The sequence below is a fragment of the Egibacteraceae bacterium genome (assembly GCA_035540635.1).
In the GTDB taxonomy this organism is placed as follows: Bacteria; Actinomycetota; Nitriliruptoria; order Euzebyales; family Egibacteraceae; genus DATLGH01.
On sequence record DATLGH010000086.1, the window covers coordinates 14153 to 34042 of the forward strand.

20 protein-coding genes are annotated in these 19890 nt (G+C 74.9%); 13 read left to right on the forward strand and 7 right to left on the reverse strand.

All coding sequences use genetic code 11. The features are described 5' to 3' along the window. Window positions 1-2 precede the first annotated feature (2 nt). On the forward strand, window positions 3-938 hold the full coding sequence (locus tag VM324_13675; protein HVM00336.1) for a DMT family transporter: 936 nt from the start codon (window positions 3-5) through the stop codon (window positions 936-938). A gap of 40 nt (window positions 939-978) precedes the next feature. Here the strand turns inward: VM324_13675 and VM324_13680 are convergent, their stop codons facing one another. The 3 genes from VM324_13680 to VM324_13690 all read right to left on the reverse strand — a co-directional run bounded on the left by VM324_13680 (window position 979) and on the right by VM324_13690 (window position 2979). After that, window positions 979-1197, reverse strand: coding sequence for a hypothetical protein (locus VM324_13680; GenBank protein HVM00337.1), 219 nt, complete (start codon window positions 1195-1197; stop codon window positions 979-981). A gap of 28 nt (window positions 1198-1225) precedes the next feature. Continuing rightward, window positions 1226-2560 (reverse strand): ATP-binding protein, encoded by a 1335-nt coding sequence (locus VM324_13685; GenBank protein ID HVM00338.1) that lies wholly within the window; start codon window positions 2558-2560, stop codon window positions 1226-1228. A 68-nt stretch (window positions 2561-2628) separates the two neighbouring features. Beyond that, on the reverse strand, window positions 2629-2979 hold the full coding sequence (locus VM324_13690; GenBank protein ID HVM00339.1) for a hypothetical protein: 351 nt from the start codon (window positions 2977-2979) through the stop codon (window positions 2629-2631). A gap of 162 nt (window positions 2980-3141) precedes the next feature. On the opposite strand from VM324_13690, the gene VM324_13695 reads away from it, so the two are divergent. Further along, complete coding sequence (locus VM324_13695; protein HVM00340.1) at window positions 3142-4029, forward strand: hypothetical protein; 888 nt, start codon at window positions 3142-3144, stop codon at window positions 4027-4029. 53 nt (window positions 4030-4082) lie between these two features. On the opposite strand, the gene VM324_13700 is transcribed toward VM324_13695, so the two are convergent. Beyond that, window positions 4083-5237: an AMP-binding protein gene (locus VM324_13700; protein ID HVM00341.1), complete on the reverse strand. Its 1155-nt coding sequence runs from the start codon at window positions 5235-5237 to the stop codon at window positions 4083-4085. A gap of 44 nt (window positions 5238-5281) precedes the next feature. Here VM324_13700 and menB point away from each other — a divergent pair, with 44 nt between their 5' ends. The 6 genes from menB (at window position 5282) to VM324_13730 (ending at window position 12968) form a co-directional block, all read left to right on the forward strand. Then, window positions 5282-6097 (forward strand): 1,4-dihydroxy-2-naphthoyl-CoA synthase, encoded by an 816-nt coding sequence (menB, locus tag VM324_13705; protein HVM00342.1) that lies wholly within the window; start codon window positions 5282-5284, stop codon window positions 6095-6097. 19 nt (window positions 6098-6116) lie between these two features. Then, window positions 6117-6977 carry a 1,4-dihydroxy-2-naphthoate polyprenyltransferase gene (locus VM324_13710; GenBank protein HVM00343.1) on the forward strand — a complete coding sequence of 287 codons (861 nt, stop codon included), beginning with the start codon at window positions 6117-6119 and terminating at the stop codon, window positions 6975-6977. A gap of 102 nt (window positions 6978-7079) precedes the next feature. After that, on the forward strand, window positions 7080-8069 hold the full coding sequence (locus tag VM324_13715) for an o-succinylbenzoate synthase (protein ID HVM00344.1): 990 nt from the start codon (window positions 7080-7082) through the stop codon (window positions 8067-8069). Then, window positions 8066-9781 (forward strand): 2-succinyl-5-enolpyruvyl-6-hydroxy-3-cyclohexene-1-carboxylic-acid synthase, encoded by a 1716-nt coding sequence (menD, locus tag VM324_13720; GenBank protein HVM00345.1) that lies wholly within the window; start codon window positions 8066-8068, stop codon window positions 9779-9781. Before VM324_13715 ends, menD begins: the two co-directional genes overlap by 4 nt. After that, window positions 9778-10851, forward strand: coding sequence for a GNAT family N-acetyltransferase (locus VM324_13725; protein ID HVM00346.1), 1074 nt, complete (start codon window positions 9778-9780; stop codon window positions 10849-10851). Before menD ends, VM324_13725 begins: the two co-directional genes overlap by 4 nt. A gap of 80 nt (window positions 10852-10931) precedes the next feature. After that, the gene (locus VM324_13730) at window positions 10932-12968 is read left to right on the forward strand and encodes a beta-propeller domain-containing protein (protein HVM00347.1); all 2037 of its coding nucleotides are present in this window, start codon (window positions 10932-10934) and stop codon (window positions 12966-12968) included. Between the two features lie 31 nt (window positions 12969-12999). Here the strand turns inward: VM324_13730 and VM324_13735 are convergent, their stop codons facing one another. The 3 genes from VM324_13735 to VM324_13745 form a co-directional block, all read right to left on the reverse strand. Further along, window positions 13000-14229, reverse strand: coding sequence for an isochorismate synthase (locus VM324_13735; protein HVM00348.1), 1230 nt, complete (start codon window positions 14227-14229; stop codon window positions 13000-13002). Beyond that, a complete protein-coding gene (locus tag VM324_13740; GenBank protein HVM00349.1) occupies window positions 14229-14990 on the reverse strand; it encodes a MerR family transcriptional regulator in 762 nt (253 codons plus the stop codon). Before VM324_13740 ends, VM324_13735 begins: the two co-directional genes overlap by 1 nt. A 95-nt stretch (window positions 14991-15085) precedes the next feature. Next, entirely contained in the window at window positions 15086-15805 is a 720-nt protein-coding gene (locus tag VM324_13745) for a hypothetical protein (protein HVM00350.1), read from the reverse strand. Between the two features lie 184 nt (window positions 15806-15989). Here VM324_13745 and VM324_13750 point away from each other — a divergent pair, with 184 nt between their 5' ends. The 5 genes from VM324_13750 (at window position 15990) to VM324_13770 (ending at window position 19850) form a co-directional block, all read left to right on the forward strand. Beyond that, a complete protein-coding gene (locus VM324_13750; GenBank protein ID HVM00351.1) occupies window positions 15990-16706 on the forward strand; it encodes a class I SAM-dependent methyltransferase in 717 nt (238 codons plus the stop codon). A gap of 138 nt (window positions 16707-16844) precedes the next feature. Then, window positions 16845-18167 carry a geranylgeranyl reductase family protein gene (locus VM324_13755; GenBank protein HVM00352.1) on the forward strand — a complete coding sequence of 441 codons (1323 nt, stop codon included), beginning with the start codon at window positions 16845-16847 and terminating at the stop codon, window positions 18165-18167. 86 nt (window positions 18168-18253) lie between these two features. Then, on the forward strand, window positions 18254-18622 hold the full coding sequence (ndhC, locus tag VM324_13760; protein HVM00353.1) for an NADH-quinone oxidoreductase subunit A: 369 nt from the start codon (window positions 18254-18256) through the stop codon (window positions 18620-18622). Beyond that, a complete protein-coding gene (locus VM324_13765) occupies window positions 18613-19200 on the forward strand; it encodes an NADH-quinone oxidoreductase subunit B family protein (GenBank protein HVM00354.1) in 588 nt (195 codons plus the stop codon). The genes ndhC and VM324_13765 overlap by 10 nt, the downstream gene beginning before the upstream one ends. Then, entirely contained in the window at window positions 19197-19850 is a 654-nt protein-coding gene (locus VM324_13770; protein ID HVM00355.1) for an NADH-quinone oxidoreductase subunit C, read from the forward strand. The genes VM324_13765 and VM324_13770 overlap by 4 nt, the downstream gene beginning before the upstream one ends. Window positions 19851-19890 lie beyond the last annotated feature (40 nt).

Genomic DNA, 19890 nt, shown 5'->3' on the forward strand with positions numbered 1-19890 from the left:
CTTTGGCGGCGCTCTTCGGGCTCCTCGCCGCCGCCGGGTACGGGACCGCCGACTTCCTCGGCGGATGGGCGTCCCGGCGTGAGGGCGTCCTACCGGTGGTGCTCGGGTCCCAGGCGGCGGGGCTCGTGGCCCTGCTCGTCGTGCTCGTCCCTTCGACGGCGGGGACACCGACGGCCGCGGCGCTCGGGTGGGGGAGCGCCGCGGGCACGATGGTCGCCCTGGGCCTCGTCGTCTACCTCCGCGCGCTCGCCGGCGCCCGCATGGGTGTCGTGGCGCCGACGACGTCGGTGGTGACGGTGGCCCTGCCCGTGTGCGTCGGCCTGCTGCTCGGCGAGCAGCCCTCGACCCTCCAGCTCGCCGGGATCGCCGTCGCGGTCGCCGCTGTGGCGCTCGTGTCGCTCGCGCCCGCCCCGGCCGGTGACCCTGTCGCCGTCGCGCCCGCGGGCCCCTGCCCCCCCGCGGTCGCACCGGCTGTCCCGCCGGCCGTCCCCTGCTCGCCGGACCAGGCGGGCGGGCGGCGCGGCGCACGTCCTCCCGGAGTCGTCGGCGCGCTCGCGTCCGGTGTGCTGTTCGGCCTCTTCTTCGTCTTCATGGACCGCGCCGGGCCCGGGTCGGCACTGTGGCCGTTGCTCGCCGCCAACGTCGCCTCGTTCGCTGTCGTCGCCGGGGTCGTGGCGGCGAGACGTCGACCGTGGCGCCCGGGGGCGGGCTCCCTGCCCGCGATCGTCGGCGCGGGCGTGATCGGCACCGCCGCGAGCCTCGCGTTCCTGCTCGCCGTGCGCCGGGGCATGCTGTCGCTCGCCAGCGTGCTCGCGTCCCTGTCACCGGCGACGACGGTCGTCCTCGCCCGAATCGTCGTGCGTGAGCGCCTGGCGCCGCTCCAGCTCGCCGGGCTCGGCGCAGCCGTCGCCGGGGTCGCGCTCATCGGGGCCGGCTGACGGGGCGCCGCCCGTCGCCGGGCGGGGGCACCGCCGGCCGCTACTCCTCGTCGAGCAGGTGCGCCGGAGGAGGCGGCAGGTCGGTGCGGGGAAGGCTCGCCCGGTCGACGGCGTCCGCGCCGTCCTCGGGGCACACCGGCTCCCATGGGTGCAGCAGCCGCCGGCAGCGTGGACAGGCGCGCTCGTCGAGGTCGACCTCGAGGCCCGAACCGCCGCCGGGGCGCTCGTCGTTGGTGGGTTTCCTGGCGAAGATGCCCATCGGCCCAGTCTAGGGGGCGGGGCATCCTTCACTCGTAGAGCATCGCGGGCGTCAGCACCCCGCGGCCGTCACGCGCGACGACGTGGAGGTCCGGGGGCACCCCGTAGGGCGATGCGCCGAGCGTCGCGCGGAGCCGCCCGCGTTCGGCGTCCCCGTCGACGCCGGTCGCCCAGAACGCGGCCGCGGCGGCCACGGCGGTGGTGCCGCGCAGGGCGAGGGCGTCGACGCCGACCTCGGAGGCACCCGACGCCCACCACGGGCCGCACGCCGTCCCCTCGCGCGCGCCGAGCCAGTTGCGGGCGATCGTCGCGAGTCCTTTCGCCTGGCTCGCCGCCACGACGTCGCGGCTGGCCGCAAGCACCCCGGCGCCGCGGCCGAGCTCGAACGCTTCGCGGTGGGGCCCGACCACCGCCATCCACAGCCGAAGGAACGGATCGCGGACCTCGTAGCGCACCCGCCGGGTCCGCCGCGGGTCCTCACCGATCGGGGTCAGCCGATCGAGCAGGCTCAGCCGCTCGAGTGCGGTGAGCGCCTCGCTCGTCGTGGCCGGCGCGAGCCCCGCGCGTTCACGCAACGCGGTGAAGGTGTCCGCCCCGAGCGCCACGAGCTCGAGCAGCCGTGAGGGTGCCGACCCCACCGGCAGCTCCTGGAGGACGACGGTCATCTCGTCGCCGAGCGGCGCGCCGGGCCCGTCGAGCAGGTCGGCGAGGTTCGTGAGCGCGTCGTGCCGGGGGTCCCACAGCGCGAGGTAGCGGGGCATCCCACCCACCGTCGTGTACGCCTCGACCCAGGCGGCGGGATCGTCGCCTCCGATCAGCAGGCCGGCCTCGCGCCACCCGAACGGGGCGAGGCGCAGGTGCGCGTCCGCGCGCCCGAACAGCGGCGCGTCCGCGGCGACCAGCTCCTCCATCAACCCCACGTGGCTGCCGGCGAGGACGACCGACAGCCTCGCGTCGCCGCGGTGGTCCCAGCGGGCCTGCAGCGTCGAGGCCAGCGCGGGGTCGGACCCGCAGAGATAGGGGAACTCGTCGAGGACGAGCAGCAGCGCCTCGCTCCGCCCGCGGGCGAGCAGGTAGCCGAGGGCAGCGTCCCACGACTCGAGGTGGCCGAGGTCGAGCAGGTCGCCGGGGGCGGGCGGCACCGCGGCCCGGATGCGCTCCTCGAGCCGGCGCAGCGCCTCGCTGACCGGCGCGCGGGTGCCTGGCAGGAAGATCGCCGGCCGGTCCGACGCCTGGCAGAAGCGGTCGAGCAGCGCGGTCTTGCCGACCCGCCGGCGGCCCGAGACGATCGCGAGCCCCGGCTGCGCGCCACAGGCCCGGTCCAGTGCCGCGAGCTCCCGTTCACGATTAACGAAGTTCGCCATAGGCGAAGTTTGGCACAGCCGAACGGAAATCCGGGGAGGTGGTTCGGGCGCGGGACGGCGGGGCCGGCTCAGGCCTCCGTATCGACCGCCGAGGTGCCGGGGCCGCGCTCGAGACCGCCGCGGCGGGTGTTACCACCGGCCCACACGCCGCCCGCGACGACGAGGCCGATGCCCGCTGCGAGGGCGACGCCGCTTGGGAGCCCGAAACCGAGGATCGCGAGCACGACGCCCACGGCGACCACGACGAGCGGCAGCCGCTGCGGGCCCGCGTCGATGCCACCGTGGGGTCCGCCGCCGGGGCGGGGGATGGCGTCGACCTCCTCGTCGGGCAGGCGCGCGAAGTCCGACTCGTAGCCGCGCTCGAGGATGCGCTCGTTGTTCTCCTGTGCGGGTCCCGGCACCTCGCGCTGCTCGCTCACCGTCGCTCCCTTCGTCCTCCGTGCGCGTTCGTACCCGGTTGGCGTCACGCGCACCCCCTCTGCACCGCTTGCCCGTATCCTTCGACCGGACGCCAGGGGACCCGCCCGCTGGGGAAGCCGGTCCGCATCCAGGCGTCAGCCAGCCGAGGATCTGGAGAGTTCATGCGCGTCAAGGCCCTGCTGCTCGTGCTCGCCCTCGCTCTCGCGGGGACCGGCTGCGACCGCGGCGAGGACAGGCCCGGTAGGCCGGAGGGCACGACCGCGCCGGGCGAGACGTCCCCCGACGGGCCCGCGACCGATGAGGCGCTCGAACGCGTCGCCGAGGCCGCCCAGAACACCCTCGACGAGGGCACGGCGCGGTTCACCCTCGTCGTCCACGCGGACGACATGGGCGCCGCCACGGGACAGCCCACGACGATCGAGGGGGAGGGGGAGGACGACTTCGGCGCGGACCGGCGGCGGCTGAGCGCGGGCGCCGAGGGCGAGCAGGAGATCATCGTCGACGGCGCGGAAGCGTACTTGCTCCTGCCCGCTCGCGGGGTCGAGCAGTGGGGCCGCCTCGACCTCGGTGAACGGTCGGCTGGGGCAGCGGGCGCCCTCGGTGGCGCGGGCCCGCTCGCGCTGCGCAACAGCCGCGGGATCCTCGCGCTGCTCACCGACCAGGCAACGGAGGCGCGGGATGCCGGCGAGGACGACGTCGACGGGCAGGAGGCGACGCGCTACGAGGTGACGGTCCCGCTCGCCGGCTCCGGTCGGGGCGAGGGCGGTGACGCGGCGGGCGGCGAGGAGCTTGCCATGGACGTCTGGGTCGACGCCGACGACCGCGTCCGCCAGGTCGCCTACACCACGCAGGTCACGCCGGCCGCCCCGCCCGACGACGCGGGCGGGGACGCGCCCGACGACGCGGCCGACGACGCGGGCGGGGACGCCGCCGACGACGCGCAGGCCGAGGGGTACGCCGTCGCGGTCACCCTCACCTACGTCGAGTTCGGCGTCGAGGTCGAAATCGAGCTGCCCGAGGAGGAGATGATCTTCGACCTCGGCGGGTAGGCGGGCCGGGAGCCGGGCCCCGGGCGGGCCGGTCGGCGGTCAGGTCTCGACGGTCAGGTCTCGGCCGGGGGGGCGACCTTGCCGAGCGCCGAGCGGGACAGCGCGTCGACGACGGCGAGCTCGCGGGGTGCGGCGTAGGCGGCTGTCCGCTCGGCGACGAAGGCGCGCAGCTCGTCGAGCCGGGGCGGCCGCGCCGGGTCGGCGGGCACGACCGTGGCGACGACCCGCTGACCCCACTCGGGGTCCGGTCGACCGGTGACCGCCGCGTCGGCGACGAGCGGGTGGGTGCGCAGCAACGCGGCCACGCCGTCGGCGGCGACGTTGTGCCCGCCGGTGACGATGACGTCGTCGGCGCGCCCGCGCACCTCCAGGCGCCCGTCCGGTCGGAGGCGTCCGACATCGTTCGTGCGAAACCAGCCGTCGACGAGCAGGCCGTCCCGCGGGTGGCCCCGGTAGCCGGACAGCAGCACCGGTCCGCGCACCGCGATGCGCCCGTCCTCGTCGACGGTGACGTCGACGCCGTCGAGGGGCACCCCGTCGTACACGCAGCCCCCGCACGTCTCGGTCAACCCGTAGCTCTCGACAACGCGGGCGCCCGCCGCCCGCGCCCGTGCGAGCAGGCCAGGGGGTGGCGCCGCCCCGCCGAGCAGGATCGCCCGGAAGCGGCGGAGGTCGGCTCCCGCGTCGAGCAGCCGATGGAGCATCGTCGGCACGAGCGAGACCATCGTCGCGTCGGCCACCGCCACCGCAGCCGGGTCGAACCGCGGATGCACGACGGGGGCGGTGCCGAGCAGGCGCGCGCGCATGAGCACGCCGATGCCGGCGACGTGGCTCGTCGGCAGGCAGCACAGCCAGCGGTCCCGTCCGGCCGCCGCGCCGAGGCGGGCGACGCTCGCCCGCGCCGACGCCGCGAGCGCAGCGCCGGACAGCTCCACGCCCTTGGGCTCTCCGGTCGAGCCAGAGGTCGCGACGACGAGGGCGGTCCCCGGCGCCACCGGCTGGCCGCCGTCGAGTCGCCGCTCACCCGCCTCGTCGACGATGGCCGTGGGGCGCAGGGCGGCCAGCGCGCGCGCGAGCGCCGGGGCGGGCAGGTCCGGAGCGAGCGGGGCCGCCGCGTCCCCGCGGGCCCACACGGCGTCGAGGGCATCGACGAATGCGGGACCGGGTGCAACGCGCAGCGCGACGAGCTCGGGTTCTATCCTGTCCACCGCTGCTACCGTACCTTTCGAGCGAGCACTCTAGGAGCGGTCACTTGATCGATTGGAAGGCCTCCGGGGACTACACCGACATCCTCTACGACACCGCCGAGGGGATCGCGAGGATCACCATAAACCGCCCAGAGGTGCGCAACGCCTTCCGACCGACGACGCTCTTCGAGCTCTCGCACGCGTTCAACGTCGCACGCGACGACCCGGAGATCGGCGTCATCATCCTCACCGGTGCCGGGGACAAGGCCTTCTGCTCGGGCGGCGACCAGCGCATCCGCGGTGACGACGGCTACCGCGACCCGCAGGGCATCGGGCGGCTGAACGTCCTCGACCTGCAGATCCAGATACGCCGCACGCCCAAGCCGGTCATCGCGATGGTCGCCGGCTACGCCATCGGCGGGGGCCACGTCCTCCACGTCGTCTGCGACCTCACGATCGCCGCCGACAACGCCCGCTTCGGTCAGACCGGCCCGCGGGTCGGCTCCTTCGACGCGGGGTACGGCGCCGGTCTGCTCGCGCGCACCGTCGGGCAGAAGAAGGCCCGCGAGATCTGGTTCCTCTGCGAGCAGTACGACGCGCAGGAGGCCCTGGCCATGGGCCTCGTCAACACCGTCGTGCCGCTCGACGAGCTCGAGGCGACGACCGTCGAGTGGGCCCGCAAGATGCTGGCGAAGAGCCCGCTCGCCCTGCGCATGTGCAAGGCGGGCCTGAACGCCGCCGACGACGGGCTGGCGGGCCTCCAGCAGCTGGCCGGGGACGCGACGCTGCTCTACTACATGAGCGAGGAGGCCCAGGAGGGCCGGGACGCCTACGTCGGCAAGCGTCCACCGGACTTCAGCCGGTTCCCCAAGCGCCCGTGAACGTGACGGGGTCCCGGGCGTGAACGTCTACGTCGAGGCGGCGCGGCCGCGGACGCTGCCGGCGGCGGTCGCTCCGGTCCTCGTGGGCACCGCCGCGGCTGACGCGTACGTCGCGTGGCGGTTCTTCGCCGCCCTCGTCGTCGGCGTCGCGATCCAGGTCGGGGTGAACTACGCCAACGACTACTTCGACGGCGTGCGCGGGGTCGACACGGCCGAACGTGTCGGTCCGCGCCGCGCGGTGGCCGCGGGGCTCGTCGTCCCCGCGCGCATGCGGGCGGCGATGGTCGGCGCCTTCGCGGTCGCCGGCGTCGCCGGCCTCTCGCTGGCGGCCGCGGTCGACTGGGAGCTCATCGCCCTCGGCGTGCTCTGCCTCCTCGCCGCCGTCGGCTACAGCGGCGGGCCGAGGCCCTACGCGTCGGCGGGCCTGGGTGAGCTGTTCGTGTTCGTGTTCTTCGGTCTCGTCGCCACGGTGGGCTCCGCCTACGTCCAGGACGAGGCGATCGTGCCGGCGAGCGTCGTGGCGGCGGTGTCGATGGGGCTGCTCGCCACCGCGCTGCTCGTCGTGAACAACCTTCGGGACATCCCCACCGACGAGGCCGCCGGCAAGCGCACCCTCGCGGTGCGCCTCGGCGACGAGGGCACGCGCGCCCTGTATCTGGGCATGCTCGCGGCGTCGTTCTTCCCGCTGCCGCTGCTCGCCGGGACGACGGCGAGTCCCTGGCCGCTCATCGCGTTCGCGGCCCTGCCCCTTGCCGTCCACGCCGCGCGCATCGTGCGGGCAGCCGACCGCCCGCCCGCGCTCGTGCGGGGACTTGCGGCCACCGGCCAGTGCCAGCTCGTCTTCGGGATCCTGCTCGCCGTCGGCCTCGCGGTCGGTTGAGCCCACGTGCGGCTGATGCGGCGCGTCGCGGTAGCGTTCTGCCATGGTGACGGTGCCCGGAGGGCGGACCCCCGTCGGCCCCGTGGGCGCTCCGGCCGCGCGGTGAGCCGGCCGGGCCGGGCACTCGTGCCGTTCCGCATCCCGCTGCGCACCCGCTTCCGGCGCGTCGACGCGCGGGAGGGCGTGCTCGTGCAGGGGCCCTGCGGGTGGGGCGAGTTCTCGCCGTTCCCCGGGTACGGGCCGGAGGTCGCCGCGACATGGCTCGCCGCCGCTCGCGAGGCCGCGTTCCACCCCTGGCCGGTCGGACTGCGCGACAGCGTGCCCGTGAACACCACCGTGCCCGCCGTCGGACCCGAGCAGGCGCACGCCATGGTCACCGCCTCGGGCTGCGCGACGGCCAAGGTGAAGGTCGCCGACCCCGAAGGCCCCGAGCCGGGCCTGACCGCCGACCTCGCGCGACTCGAGGCGGTACGCGACGCGCTCGGCCCGGCCGGGCGCATCCGCGTCGACGCCAACGCCGCGTGGGACGTCGACACGGCCGTGCGCGCCCTGCGGGCTCTGGACCGCTACGAGCTCGAGTACGCCGAGCAGCCGGTCGCAACCCTCGAGGAGATGGCCGCGTTGCGCCGCCGCGTCGACGTGCCGCTCGCCGCCGACGAGTCGATCCGCAACCTCGTGGGGGGAAGCCGCCCGGAAGGCGTCGCCGCGCGTCGAACCGCGGTGCGGGAAGCCGCCGACATCGTCGTCGTCAAGGTGCAGCCGCTCGGGGGCGTGTGGACCGCCCTCGAGCTCGTCGAGGTCATCGGCCTGCCCGCCGTGGTGTCGTCGGCGGTGGAGACCTCCATCGGTCTGGCCGCGGGACTCGCCCTCGCCGCGGCTCTGCCCGAGCTGCCCTACGCCTGCGGCCTCGGCACCGCGACGCTGCTGCGGGCCGACGTGGTCGCCGACCCCCTCCTGCCGGTCGGCGGGCGCCTCCCCGTGCGCCGTCCGGTCCCCGATCGCGCCGCACTCGCCCGCGCGGCCCCATCGGAGGGTGAGGCACGGCAGCTGCTCGACCGTCTCGAGGCCGCAAACCGGGTGGCCGGCGCGTGAACCCTTCGACCGCGCTCGCCCGGACCGTCGTGGACGAGCTCGCGCGCGCCGGCGTCAGCGACGCGGTCATCGCCCCGGGGTCCCGCTCGGCCCCGCTCGCGATGGCGCTGCACAGCGACGCGCGCCTGCGCCTGCACGTGGAGATCGACGAGCGCTCCGCCGCGTTCCTCGCCGTCGGCCTGGCGAAGGGCAGCGGGCGGCCCGCCGTGCTCGTGTCGACGTCGGGGACCGCGACCGCGAACTTCCACCCGGCCGTCGTCGAGGCCGACCACGCGCGGGTGCCCCTGCTCGTGCTCACCGCCGACCGCCCCCCGGAGCTGCGCCACACCGCCGCCAACCAGACCATCGACCAGGTCAAGCTCTACGGTGGAAGCGTGCGCTGGTTCGTCGAGGTGGGCGCACCCGGCGACAGGCCCGACGTGGCCTACTGGCGGTCGCTGGCCGCCCGCGCCGTCGCCGTCGCGGCCGGCCGCCCGCCCGGTCCCGTCCACCTCAACCTCGGTTTCCGCGAGCCGCTCGTGCCCGACCCCGGCGGAAGGCCGGACGACGGCCTCGACGGCCTCGACGGGCGCCCCGGCGGGCAGCCGTGGACCGCCGCCAGCCCCTCGCCCGGCCCGCCGCCGGCCGAGGAGCAGGTGGAGCGACTCGCGGACCGGGTCGCGACCGCCGAGCGCGGCATGCTCGTCGCCGGTGACACCACCGCCGCGCCCGAGCCGCTGCTCGCCCTGGCCGCCTCGGCCGGCTGGCCGGTAATCGCCGAGCCGCTGTCGAGCGCGCGCAGCGGCGACCAGGCGATCTCCACGGCCCACCACCTGCTCGCCTGCGAGCGCTTCGCCACCGCGCACCGCCCCGACCTCGTCGTCCGCGTCGGCAGGATCGGCCTGTCGCGGGCGTTGCTCGCCTACCTCGACGTCGGTGTCCCGCAGGTGCTCATCGACCCCGACGGCGCCTGGCTCGACCCGACCCGGGTGCTGACCGAGGTCCTCGCCGTGGACCCCGCCTCCCTGTGCGCCGCCGTGGCCGAACGCCTCCCCGCGCCGCGCCCCGGGCCCTGGCTCGCGGGCTGGCAGGCCGCCGAGCGGCGCGCCCGCGCCACCGTCGACCGCGTCCTCGACGCCGAGGTCGCCCCCAGCGAGCCGCGAACCGCCCGCGACCTCGCCGCCGCCCTGCCCGACCCCGGCGTGCTCGTCACCGCGTCGAGCATGCCGGTCCGCGACCTCGACCAGTTCATGGTTCCCCGCCGCGGGCTGCGCGTGCTCGGCAACCGGGGCGCGAGCGGCATCGACGGGTTCGTCTCCACCGCCCTCGGCGTGGCGCTCGCCGTCCCGCACCCCACCGCGGCGCTCGCCGGGGACCTGTCGGTGCTCCACGACCAGAACGGCTTCCTGGTCGCCGACCGGCCGTCCCTCGTCCTCGTCGTGGTGAACAACGACGGGGGCGGGATCTTCTCGTTCCTGCCCCCCGTCGACCACCCGGCGAGCTTCGAGCGGGTGTTCGCCACCCCGCACGGGATCGACTTCGCGCGGCTGGCGGCCGTCTACGCGATCGCCCACACCCGGGTCGAGCGGGCCGCCGACCTCGTCCCCGCGGTCCGCGACGGCCTCGTACGCGGCGGCGGGGTCCACCTCGTCGAGGTGCGGACCGACCGGGCCACGAACGTGACGCTGCACCGTCGCGTGACCGCCGCGGTCGGGGAACAACTCCGTCCGTGACCGTCCGCTCCATCAGCGCGAGCCAGACCCGCCGCCTGCGCCAGGCCATCCTGCGCCCCGGCCAGGCGTGGGCGGACACCGCCTACCCCGGCGACCCCGACGCGTCGACGCTGCACGTCGGCGCGTTCGCCGGCGACGCGCTCGTCGGCGTGGCCTCGGTCTACGCCGAGGCCCCACCGGGCCAGCAGGACCCGGCCGCCTGGCAGCTGCGCGGCATGGCCACCGTTCCCGCCGTTCGCGGGCAGGGGCACGGGGCGGCCCTGCTGCGGGCCGTGGTCGGGCACGTCGCCCGCATGGGCGGCGTGCGGCTGTGGTGCAACGCCCGCACCCCCGCCACCGGCTTCTACGCCCGTCACGGGTTCGCCTCCCGCGGCGAGGAGTTCGTCATCGACGGCATAGGACCCCACGTCGTCATGGAACGCGCCGTCGCACCCGCCGACGAGCGCCTCGGCCTCCCGCCGGACCCGGCGGCGCAGCGGGTGGAGACGCCGCGGCTCCTCCTGCGCCGATGGCGGACCGCCGACCTCGAGGCGTTCGCGTCCGTCAACGCCGACGCGGAGACCATGCGCACGGTCGGCTCGGGCCGGCCCCTGACCGCCGAGGAGTCCGCGCGTGCGCTCGAGGGACTCGTCGGCCACTGGGAGGTCCACGGCTTCGGCCTGTGGGCCGTGGAGGAGCGCGCCACCGGGCGTCTCATCGGTCGGGCCGGACTGTGGCACCCGCCGGACTGGCCGGACCTCGAGATCGGCTGGCTCATCGCCCGCGACCAGTGGGGGCGGGGGTTTGCCACCGAGGCCGCCCGCGCCGGCCTCGCCTACGGCTTCGCGCAGCGCCGGGCCGACCGTGTCGGCAGCATCATCCGCCCCGGCAACGTCGCGTCGGAGCGCGTCGCCACCCGCGTCGGCATGCGCTCCGCCGGCGACACCACCTGGCGCGGCAACCCCGTGCGCACCTACACGATCACCCGGGCCGAGTGGGACGCCACCGCCCACGCTGGCGGCGAGGGCACGCTCCCGCTGCCGGAACGACGGCTGCCGGGGGGGAACCCGCCCGGGCCGCGGCGCGTCTGACCCCTCGACGTTTCCGTTCGGCGCAGGCTCGCCGAGGCGCAGGGCAGGCGACGCTCCGGCTCGCCAGGGAGGTGCTCGACATGCACAACGCGAAGGTGCTGGCCGCAGCCTATGTGGCGGTGCTCGCCGTGAGCGCTCTCGTGGCGGGCCTCGCCGTCCCCGACGCCCCGATGCGGATGCCCGACGTCGAGCTCGCCGCCGCCCTCACGCCCTTCGACGAGTGCGGTGACGCGCTCGCCTACTTCACCGAGACCGCGGCGGCGCAGGCCGCGACCCGGGACCGGCGAGGCGGGTGGTTCGACCAGATGGCCGTCGAGGACGCCGGCGAGGAGTCCGCGTCTGCCGACGGGGCGGCCCGGGCGGCGGCGCCGACCGCAGCCGACGCGGCGGGGGGGGAGTTCTCGGGCACGAACGTGCAGGAGGCCGGCGTTGACGAGCCCGACCTCGTCAAGACCGACGGGCGGCGCATCGTCACGGTGGCCGGCGGGCGCCTGCACGTGATCGACGCGACCGCCGCCCCGCCGCGCCTCGTCGCCACCCTCTCGCTGCCGGGTGAGGCCTGGGGCCAGGAGCTGCTCCTCGACGGCGACCGGGCCCTTGTGTTCTCCACCACCTGGTCGGACCGCCCGCTCGCCGACACCAGCCGCCCGGCCCCCGGCGGCAGCCCGCAGAGCGTGCTCACCCTCGTCGACCTCGCCGAGACCGCCACACCGCAGGTGGCGTCCACGTTGACCATGGAGGGTGAGTACGTGTCGGCCCGCATGGTCGACGGGGTCGCCCGGGTCGTCCTGCGCAGCTTTCCCGGACCGGTCGCCGACCTCTCGATGCGCGGCGCGCCCGCCGGCTCCGGTTGGGCGGAGGAGGCCCTGGCCGACTCGACGATCGCGGACTGGGTTCCGTCGTACCGCCTCGAGGGCGCGACGACCGTCACCGAGCCGCTCGTCGACTGCGAGCGGATCCACCGGCCCGCCGAGCCAGCGGGCACCGGGCTCGTGACGGTCCTGTCGGTCGACCTCGCCGGACAGCTCGAGCCGGGCGCGGCGACGAGCGTCGTCGCCGACGCCCAGACCGTCTACGCCTCGGCGGAGACCCTCTACGTGGCGTTCGGCCGGTGGGGCGAGGCGCCGGAGTCCACGGAGATCCACGCCTTCGACATCACCGACCCGGCCGCCGCGGTGTACCGGGCGTCGGGTGCGGTCCCCGGCCGCCTGCTCAACCAGTGGGCGCTGTCCGAGCACGACGGTCACCTGCGCGTCGCGACGACCGAGGGGGACACCTTCGCGGGCGACGCCATGACCATCGAGCCGGCACCCGGCGTCCCGGGCATGCCCGCCCCGCCGCCCTCCGCACCGTCGCAGAGCGCCGTGACCGTCCTCGCCGCGCAGGGCGCGGAGCTCGTGCGTGTCGGCCGCGTGGAGGGTCTCGGGCCGACCGAGCGGATCTACTCGGTGCGGTTCATGGGCGACGTCGGCTACGTCGTCACGTTCCGCGAGACGGACCCGCTCTACACCCTCGACCTGTCCGACCCCGCGAACCCCCGGGTGGTCGGCGAGCTGAAGATCCTCGGGTACTCCGCCTATCTCCACCCCGTCGGCGACGGGCTGTTGCTCGGTGTCGGCCAGGACGCCACGGAGGAGGGACGCGTGCTCGGGACCCAGCTGTCGCTGTTCGACGTGTCCGACCTCGCCCGTCCCACGCGCGTGCACCAGACCACCCTCCCCGGCGGCCACTCGAGCGTCGAGTCCGACCACCGGGCGTTCCTCCACTGGCCGCCGACCGGCACGATCGTCCTGCCGCTGGAGATCTACCCGGTGGAGCCGATGCCCGAGCCGCTGATGGAGGGGGACGGCTCGGTGAACGTCGAGCGGGCCGTGACGGCGGGCGACGTGTTCGCCGGTGCGGTCGCTTTCACCGTCGATCCGGCGTCCGGCTTCACCGAGATCGGGCGCCTGTCCCACGCCTCCAGCGCCGCCGACCCGTGGATGTCGGGCATCCGCCGCTCGCTCGTCGTCGGCGACACCCTCTACACGGTGTCGGAGGTGGGGGTGCAGGCGGCCGACCTCGCGACCCTCGCCGAGCGGGCCTTCGTCGCTCTGCCGGGCGGGCAGGGACGGTGACGCGCCGGAAGCGGTGGCCTTGCTGCTCCCCCTACTCGCCTTCGAAGGCCGATTGCATGGCCCGCAGCTTGAGGCGGGTCTCCTCGAGCTCCTCCTCGGGGAGGGATCCGGCGACCAGACCCGCGCCGGCGAACAGCCGCGCGCGGGCGCCGGCGAGCTGGGCGCAGCGCAGCGCGATGCCGAACTCCCCGTCGCCGCGCGCGTCGACCCACCCGACCGGGCCCGCGTAGCGCCCGCGGTCCATGCCCTCGAGCTCACGGATGACGTCGAGGGCGGCTGCTGTGGGGGTGCCGCACACCGCCGCGGTCGGGTGCAGCGCGCCGGCGAGCGCGAAGGCGGTCGGCCAGGGCGGGCCCGCGAGCGTGCCGCGAACGCGCGTGGCGAGGTGCTGGACGTTGGCGAGTCGCAGGAGGAATGGCTGGGCGTCGACGGCGAGCTCGACACAGCGTGGCGTGAGCACGTCGGCCACCGAGGCGACGGCGAAGGCGTGCTCGCTGCGCTCCTTGCCCGAGGAGAGCAGCCGCTCGCCGACTGCGGCGTCGTCGGCTCCGTCCGTGCCCCGTCGAGCCGTTCCCGCCAGCACGAGCGACTCCACCGACGCGCCGGTGCGGCGCACGAGCAGCTCGGGGGTCGCCCCGACGAGCCCGTCGACGACGAAGGCGTAGCAGTCGGGGTAGGCCCGGGCGAGCCGCCCGGCCAGGCGCCGCGCGTCGAACGGCGCCCGCGACCACACCGCCTGGTCGCGCGCGAGGACGACCTTGTCGAGCCGGCCCGCGTGGATGCGCGCCGTGGCGGTGGCGACGGCCTCCAGCCATCGCACGTCGGGGATCGACGACCCGGCGTAGCGGATCCGACGGTCGACCCCCGCGTCCGCGGGCGCGTCGCCGTCGACCGTGTCGACCTCGGCGACGCTCGTCCTCCACACCCGCCCACCCCGGCGGAGCGTCACGACCGCCGGCACCACGAGCACCGACCCGGGCGAGCGCGGGTCGAACGTCGCGCTCACGAACGCGACCGGGCCTGATCCGGGCCCGCCGGTCGGGCCGTGCGCCACCGCACCCGCGAACACGTCGTCGAGCTGCGCGGCCGCCCGCGCGAACCGGCCGGTGCCCGTGCCGACGTCGAGGCGCAACGCCTCGCCGCGGCCGACGAGCCCCTCGGCGCCCCGCACCCAGAGCGCTCCGCGCCGGGGAGGCAGCTCGGCGACGAGGTCGACGTCCTCGCCGATCTCCTCGGAGGTCGCGACGAGGGGTCGGGGCACTAGCCGCCCTCGAGGCGGGCCGTCTCGCTGCGGGCCACGGCCACCTCGGCGGCGTCGCCCTCGGCGACGAACCGCGCGCGCGCCCGTTCGATGAGCAGTCGGCGGAAGTGGTGGGCGACCACCGCGCTCGTCGCGGGCAGCATCCGGCGGAAGGCCGTGACGAGGCGCTCGGACGCCTCCTGCTCCGAGGCCGCCGAGCCCTGGATCGGGTCCCGGACGAAGCGGGCGAACAGTTCGACGGCGTCGTCGGCGATCCCGCGCATCGCCTCGTCGTAGCGACGGGCGAGGTCGAGCAGCTCGCCGAGGGGCACGCCGGCGTCGAGCAGCTCCAAGCCGGCCGACACCGCCTCGGCGTCGCCGACGGTGTAGCGGGGCTCCCCGTCGACCCGGCGCGGCAGCAGCAGCCCTTCCCGTTCCATGACCTGCAGGAGGGCGGGGGAGACCCCGGTGCGCCCGGCGACCTCGTCGGGGGTGAGCAGGGCGGTCTCCGCCTCGTCCGGCAACGGATCGGCCAGCGCGGCGGCCAGCGCCTCGTCGCCACCGTCGAGCTCGCCTGAAAGCACCCGGCGGATCGTGCTGAGGGGGAAGCCCTTGGCCTTCAGTTCGCGGATCTGCTCGAGCCGGGCGGCGTGCCCGTCGTCGTACCAGGCGGCGCGGCCCTCACGGACCGGGGGGTCGAGAAGGCCGAGTCCCTGGTAGTACCGGACGGTGTCCACGCTGACGCCGCAGCGGGTGGCGAGGTCGTCGACTCGGTAGCGCATGAGCCACCACTCTACGAGTGGTCGCTCGAAACGACTGCCGCGCACAAGGTCGCGGAGACCCGCCGGCGCCTCCGTGACGCCGGCGGCCCCTCCGGTTACGCGGGAAAGGCGTACAGGGCGGTGGCGAAGCCGGCGACGGCCGCGAGGAAGCCGCTGCCGAGCAGCGCGGCAACGCGCCGCCGGACGGCCTCGACCTCCGCGACCTCTGCCTCCTCGTCGACGAACTCGGTGCGCGTCGGCGCGGGCGGCGCCGGCGGCGGAGCGGGCGGCAGTTCGGCGAGGGACACGTCGAGGACCGACGGCGGCGGATCGTTCCAGGACAGCAGGGCGCCGAGGGCCGATTCGAGCTCGCCGACCGAACCGTTCAGGAGCGGCGGGGACGTGGGGGCTGGTGCGCGGACGCCGGGGCCAGGCGCGGCGGCGGTCGCGAAGGCCGGCTGGACGGCGGCTTCCCAGGCGAGGACCTCGTCGTAGGGGTGCGCGAGGTGATCGTCTGCCGGGGTGGTCGCGGGGACGACCGTCTGCACGGCCATCGGCGGCGGACCGGCGAGGGGGCTGCCCGCCGGCGCGGGGTCGGCGACGGGGCTCACCGCGATGGGCGCGGGGTCGGCGACGGGGCTCACCGCCGTGTGCTCATGGTCGGGCACGGGGCTCACCGCCTCGACGACCGGCTGGTGACTGGTCGCCGGACGTGGCGATGCGACCCGGTGACCGAGGAGGCAGCGCCCGTCGGGACCCACCGTCACCGTCGTCCCGCACATGCGGCAGCGGCGCGCGTCGATGTTCGTCTTACCCTTGCGCTTGCGGATCGTCATGGTCGCTCCCGTGTGTCCGAAGGCTCCTCCGCCAGCATCGGCACGTCGGGTGCTGAACTTGAGGCGATGGTGGCCCGCCCTCGCGTGGACGCCCGCCTTTGCGACCCCGCCTAGACTGCGCGCCCGTGACCGCCGTCCGCTGCCTCACCGGCGCCCCCCGCCCCGGCGCCGGCCACCGTCGGGCGTGACCGTGCTCCCCGACCCGCGTCCGGGCCCCGAGAAGCAGGCCGCGCTCGTCCAGCAGATGTTCGACCGGGTCGCGCCGCGCTACGACCTCGCGAACAGCGTGCTCTCGCTCGGCCAGGACCGCCACTGGCGCAGGGTCACCGTCGCGGCGGTCCGTCCCCGGCCGGGGGAGGTGATCCTCGACGCGGCGGCCGGCACGGGGCCGCTCGCCGCCGAGCTCGCGGCCGCCGGCGCCTCGGCCATCGCGCTCGACTTTAGCTGGAACATGGTCCGCACCGGGGCGGAGCGACAGCGTGACCGCGGGCTGCTGTGGTGCAACGGCGACGCGACCCGCTTGCCGCTGGCCGACGGCGCGGTGGATGCGGTCACGATCGGGTTCGGGCTGCGCAACCTGCCCGACACGTCGGCGGGCCTGCGGGAGCTGGCCCGCGTCACCCGCCCCGGTGGGCGCCTCGCCGTGCTCGAGTTCAGCACGCCGGTGTGGCCGCCGTTCGCCGCCGTCTACACCCGCTACCTCACCCGCCTGCTGCCGCTCATGGCCCGCTTCGTGACGAGCGACCCGGCCGCCTACCGCTACCTCGCCGACTCGATCCGGGCATGGCCCGACGCCGACGGCCTGGCCCGACGGATCGCGGACGCCGGCTGGACCGGCGTGCGCTACAAGCGGCTGTCCGGAGGCATCGTCGCCCTCCACCACGCCCTGCGCGCCCGCTGACACGCCCATTGTTGCAGCACCGGAGGCCGCATCTAGACTGAGGCTTGAGAAATTCTTCACAAGGCACCTCCCTGTGCACCGCCGCGACCCGGGTAGGCTGCCGTCACGACCGACCCCGCTTCCGGGAGCATGTGTGCGATGACCGTCGAGCAGCACCGTGGAGGGCGGTCGATGACCCGCCGGCCGTCGGGCGGGGTGACGCACGCCGACGCCGTCGTCGTGGGGGCGGGACCGGCCGGTTCGGCGGCGGCGACGTTCCTCGCGCAGGCCGGCCACGACGTCGTCCTGCTCGAAAAGGAGCGGTTCCCCCGCGTGAAGGTGTGCGGTGACGGCCTCACGCCCCGGGCGGTGAAGGCGCTGCGCGCGCTCGGCCTCGACGACGAGGCAGAGGGTGGGGTCGAGGGCTGGGACCGTCAGCAGGGGCTGCGCATGTACGGCGGGGGAGTGGTCCTCGACCTGCCGTGGCCCGAGCTCGACAGCTGGCCGTCGCACTCGCTCACCGCGACGCGCGAGCTGTTCGACGAGACCCTCGCCCGCAACGCGGTCAAGGCGGGGGCGCAGCTGTGGGAGGAGACGGAGGTGACCGGGCCGGTCTACCTCTCGGGTGCGCACCGCCGCGTCGCGGGAGTGACCTACCGGCGCGGGAGCGCCGCGGGGGGGACGGACGCGACGGGGACGATCCGCGCACCGATCGTGCTCGCGGCCGACGGCGGGTCGTCACGCCTCGCCGTGCAGCTCGGCCTCCACCGCGACCGCAGCCGCCCCATGGGGGTGGCCGTGCGGGCCTACTATCGCGCGTCGCGCCCGCTCATCGGGATGATGGAGGGCTTCCTCGACCTGGAGCGCGACGGCGAGCTGCTGCCCGGCTACGGCTGGATCTTCCCGCTCGACGACGGGCTGCTCAACATCGGCTGGGGCCTACTCAACACCTCCGAGCACTTCCGGTCGACGAACTACCGCAAGACCCTCGACGAGTGGGTGAGCGGCTTCCCGCCCGAGTGGGGCGTCAGCAAGGAGACGATGGTCGGCAGGCCCCGCAGCGCGGGGCTGCCGATGGGGCACAACCGGCGCCCCCCGGTCTACAAGGGCGTCATGCTGGTCGGCGACGCCGCCGGCATGGTCAACCCCTTCAACGGCGAGGGGATCAGCTACGCGATCGAGGCCGCGGCCCTCGCCGCCGAGGCGGCCGACGTCGCCATCGAGCGCCGCTCGGACGAGCCGCTCGGGGCGTACGAGCGCGGTGTCGACGGCGCCTGGGGCAGCTACTACGCGATGGGCCGCATGTTCGTCGACCTCATGGGGCATCCGAGGGTCATGCGCTTCTGCGTCGAGTTCGGTATGCCGCGCCGGCGGATCATGCTGTTCGTCTTCCGGCTGATGGCCCACCTCACCAACACGCAGACACGCGACAACGCCGACCGCGTCATCCACGCCCTCGAGCGGGTGGTTCCCGCGCGATGACCCTCACGGCACGCGCGATGATCCTCACGGCACGACCGAAGGTGACCGCTTTGGTGCCGTTGCCGGTACCGACCTAGGCTGCACGCGTGTTGCTCGTCGACTACCTCCCCATCGCGATCCTCTTCGCCCTTGCCTTCGGGTTCGTCGGCGTCTCCGTGGCGGTGTCGAGCCGCCTCGGACCGAACCGTCCGAACCCCACGAAGGAGGCCGCCTACGAGTCAGGGATCATCCCCGAGGAGGAGACGAACGTGCGGGGAACCCGCTTCCCGGTGAAGTTCTACCTCGTCGCCATGCTCTTCATCATCTTCGACGTCGAGGCGATCTTCCTCTTCCCCTGGGCCGTGGTCCTCCGCGACCTCGGGTGGTACGGCTTCGGTGTGATGGCCGTCTTCATCGTCCTGTTGTTCGAGAGCTACTACTACGTCCTGCGCCGTGGAGGCCTTGAATGGGACTAGAGACGAGGCTGCCGAGCGGCATCCTGCTCACGAGCGTCGAGAAGTTCGTCAACTGGTCGCGCGCCGGGTCGCTGTGGCCGGCGACGTTCGGCCTCGCGTGCTGCGCGATCGAGATGATGTCGACCGGGGCGGCCCACTACGACCTCGCGCGCTTCGGCATGGAGGTGTTCCGCGCGTCGCCCCGCCAGTCCGACCTCATGATCGTCGCCGGACGCGTGAGCCAGAAGATGGCCCCCGTCGTCCGCAACATCTACGACCAGATGGCGGACCCCAAGTGGGTCATCGCCATGGGCGTGTGCGCGTCGACCGGCGGCATGTTCAACAACTACGCGATCGTCCAGGGCGTCGACCACATCGTGCCCGTCGACATGTACGTGCCGGGCTGCCCTCCGCGCCCGGAGATGCTCATGGACGGCATCGTGAAGCTGCACGAGAAGATCAGGAACGAGCAGTTCGTGGAGCGCCCCCGCAAGGGCGAGTCGATGGAGGACTTCCGCCGCCGCACCGGCTGGGCCGATCCCGTCCCGGCGGACGAGTCGCAGATCTCCTCGGCGAGCCCCGGAGGTGCCGGGCGGTGAGCGACAACCCCCGGATGGCGCACCCCGACACCGCGGCTGCGGAGCGGGCGCACCTCATCGAGCACGCCATCGAGCCGCAGCTGTCCGAGCGGCTCGCCCGCGTGCGCGACCGCATCGTCGCGCGGTTCGACGACCTCGAGGTCGCCGGCTTCCGCGGCGAGCTCACCCTCGTCGCCGAGCCCGGCCGCATCGTCGACCTCCTGCGGTTCTGCCGGGACGACCCGGAGCTGCGCTGTGAGCTGCTCGCCGACCTGTCCTGGGTGCACTGGCCGGGCGGCGTGCACCGGCGCATCGCGCAGGAGACGACCGGCTGGCCGATCTACGAGGAGGTGGTCGAGCAGGGGCGCATCGAGCTCGACTACGTCCTGTACTCGGTCACCCACAACCACCGCCTGCGGGCGCGGGTGTACCTGCCCGACGAGGAGCCGGAGATCGCGAGCGTCACCGACCTCTACGCCTCGGCGAACATGATGGAGCGGGAGGCCTTCGACATGGTGGGCGTGCGGTTCACCGGCCACCCCAACCTCGTCCGGGTGCTCATGCCTGACGACTGGGAGGGCCACCCTCACCGCAAGGACTACCCCCTCGGCGGCGTCGACGTCCAGTACAAGGGCGCGGTCGTCCCCCCACCCGACCAGCGGCAGTACTAGAGAGTGTCCTCATGACCCTCAGGCAGCGGCGCGTCAGGGA

Excerpts from the sequence above, each read along its gene's own strand:
- VM324_13680 (HVM00337.1), bottom strand. The coding sequence starts at position 1,197 with ATGGGCATCTTCGCCAGGAAACCCACCAACGACGAGCGCCCCGGCGGC.
- VM324_13685 (HVM00338.1), bottom strand. The coding sequence starts at position 2,560 with ATGGCGAACTTCGTTAATCGTGAACGGGAGCTCGCGGCACTGGACCGG.
- VM324_13695 (HVM00340.1), top strand. The coding sequence starts at position 3,142 with ATGCGCGTCAAGGCCCTGCTGCTCGTGCTCGCCCTCGCTCTCGCGGGG.
- VM324_13730 (HVM00347.1), top strand. The coding sequence starts at position 10,932 with ATGCACAACGCGAAGGTGCTGGCCGCAGCCTATGTGGCGGTGCTCGCC.
- VM324_13740 (HVM00349.1), bottom strand. The coding sequence starts at position 14,990 with ATGCGCTACCGAGTCGACGACCTCGCCACCCGCTGCGGCGTCAGCGTG.
- VM324_13745 (HVM00350.1), bottom strand. The coding sequence starts at position 15,805 with ATGACGATCCGCAAGCGCAAGGGTAAGACGAACATCGACGCGCGCCGC.
- VM324_13755 (HVM00352.1), top strand. The coding sequence starts at position 16,845 with ATGACCGTCGAGCAGCACCGTGGAGGGCGGTCGATGACCCGCCGGCCG.
- VM324_13765 (HVM00354.1), top strand. The coding sequence starts at position 18,613 with ATGGGACTAGAGACGAGGCTGCCGAGCGGCATCCTGCTCACGAGCGTC.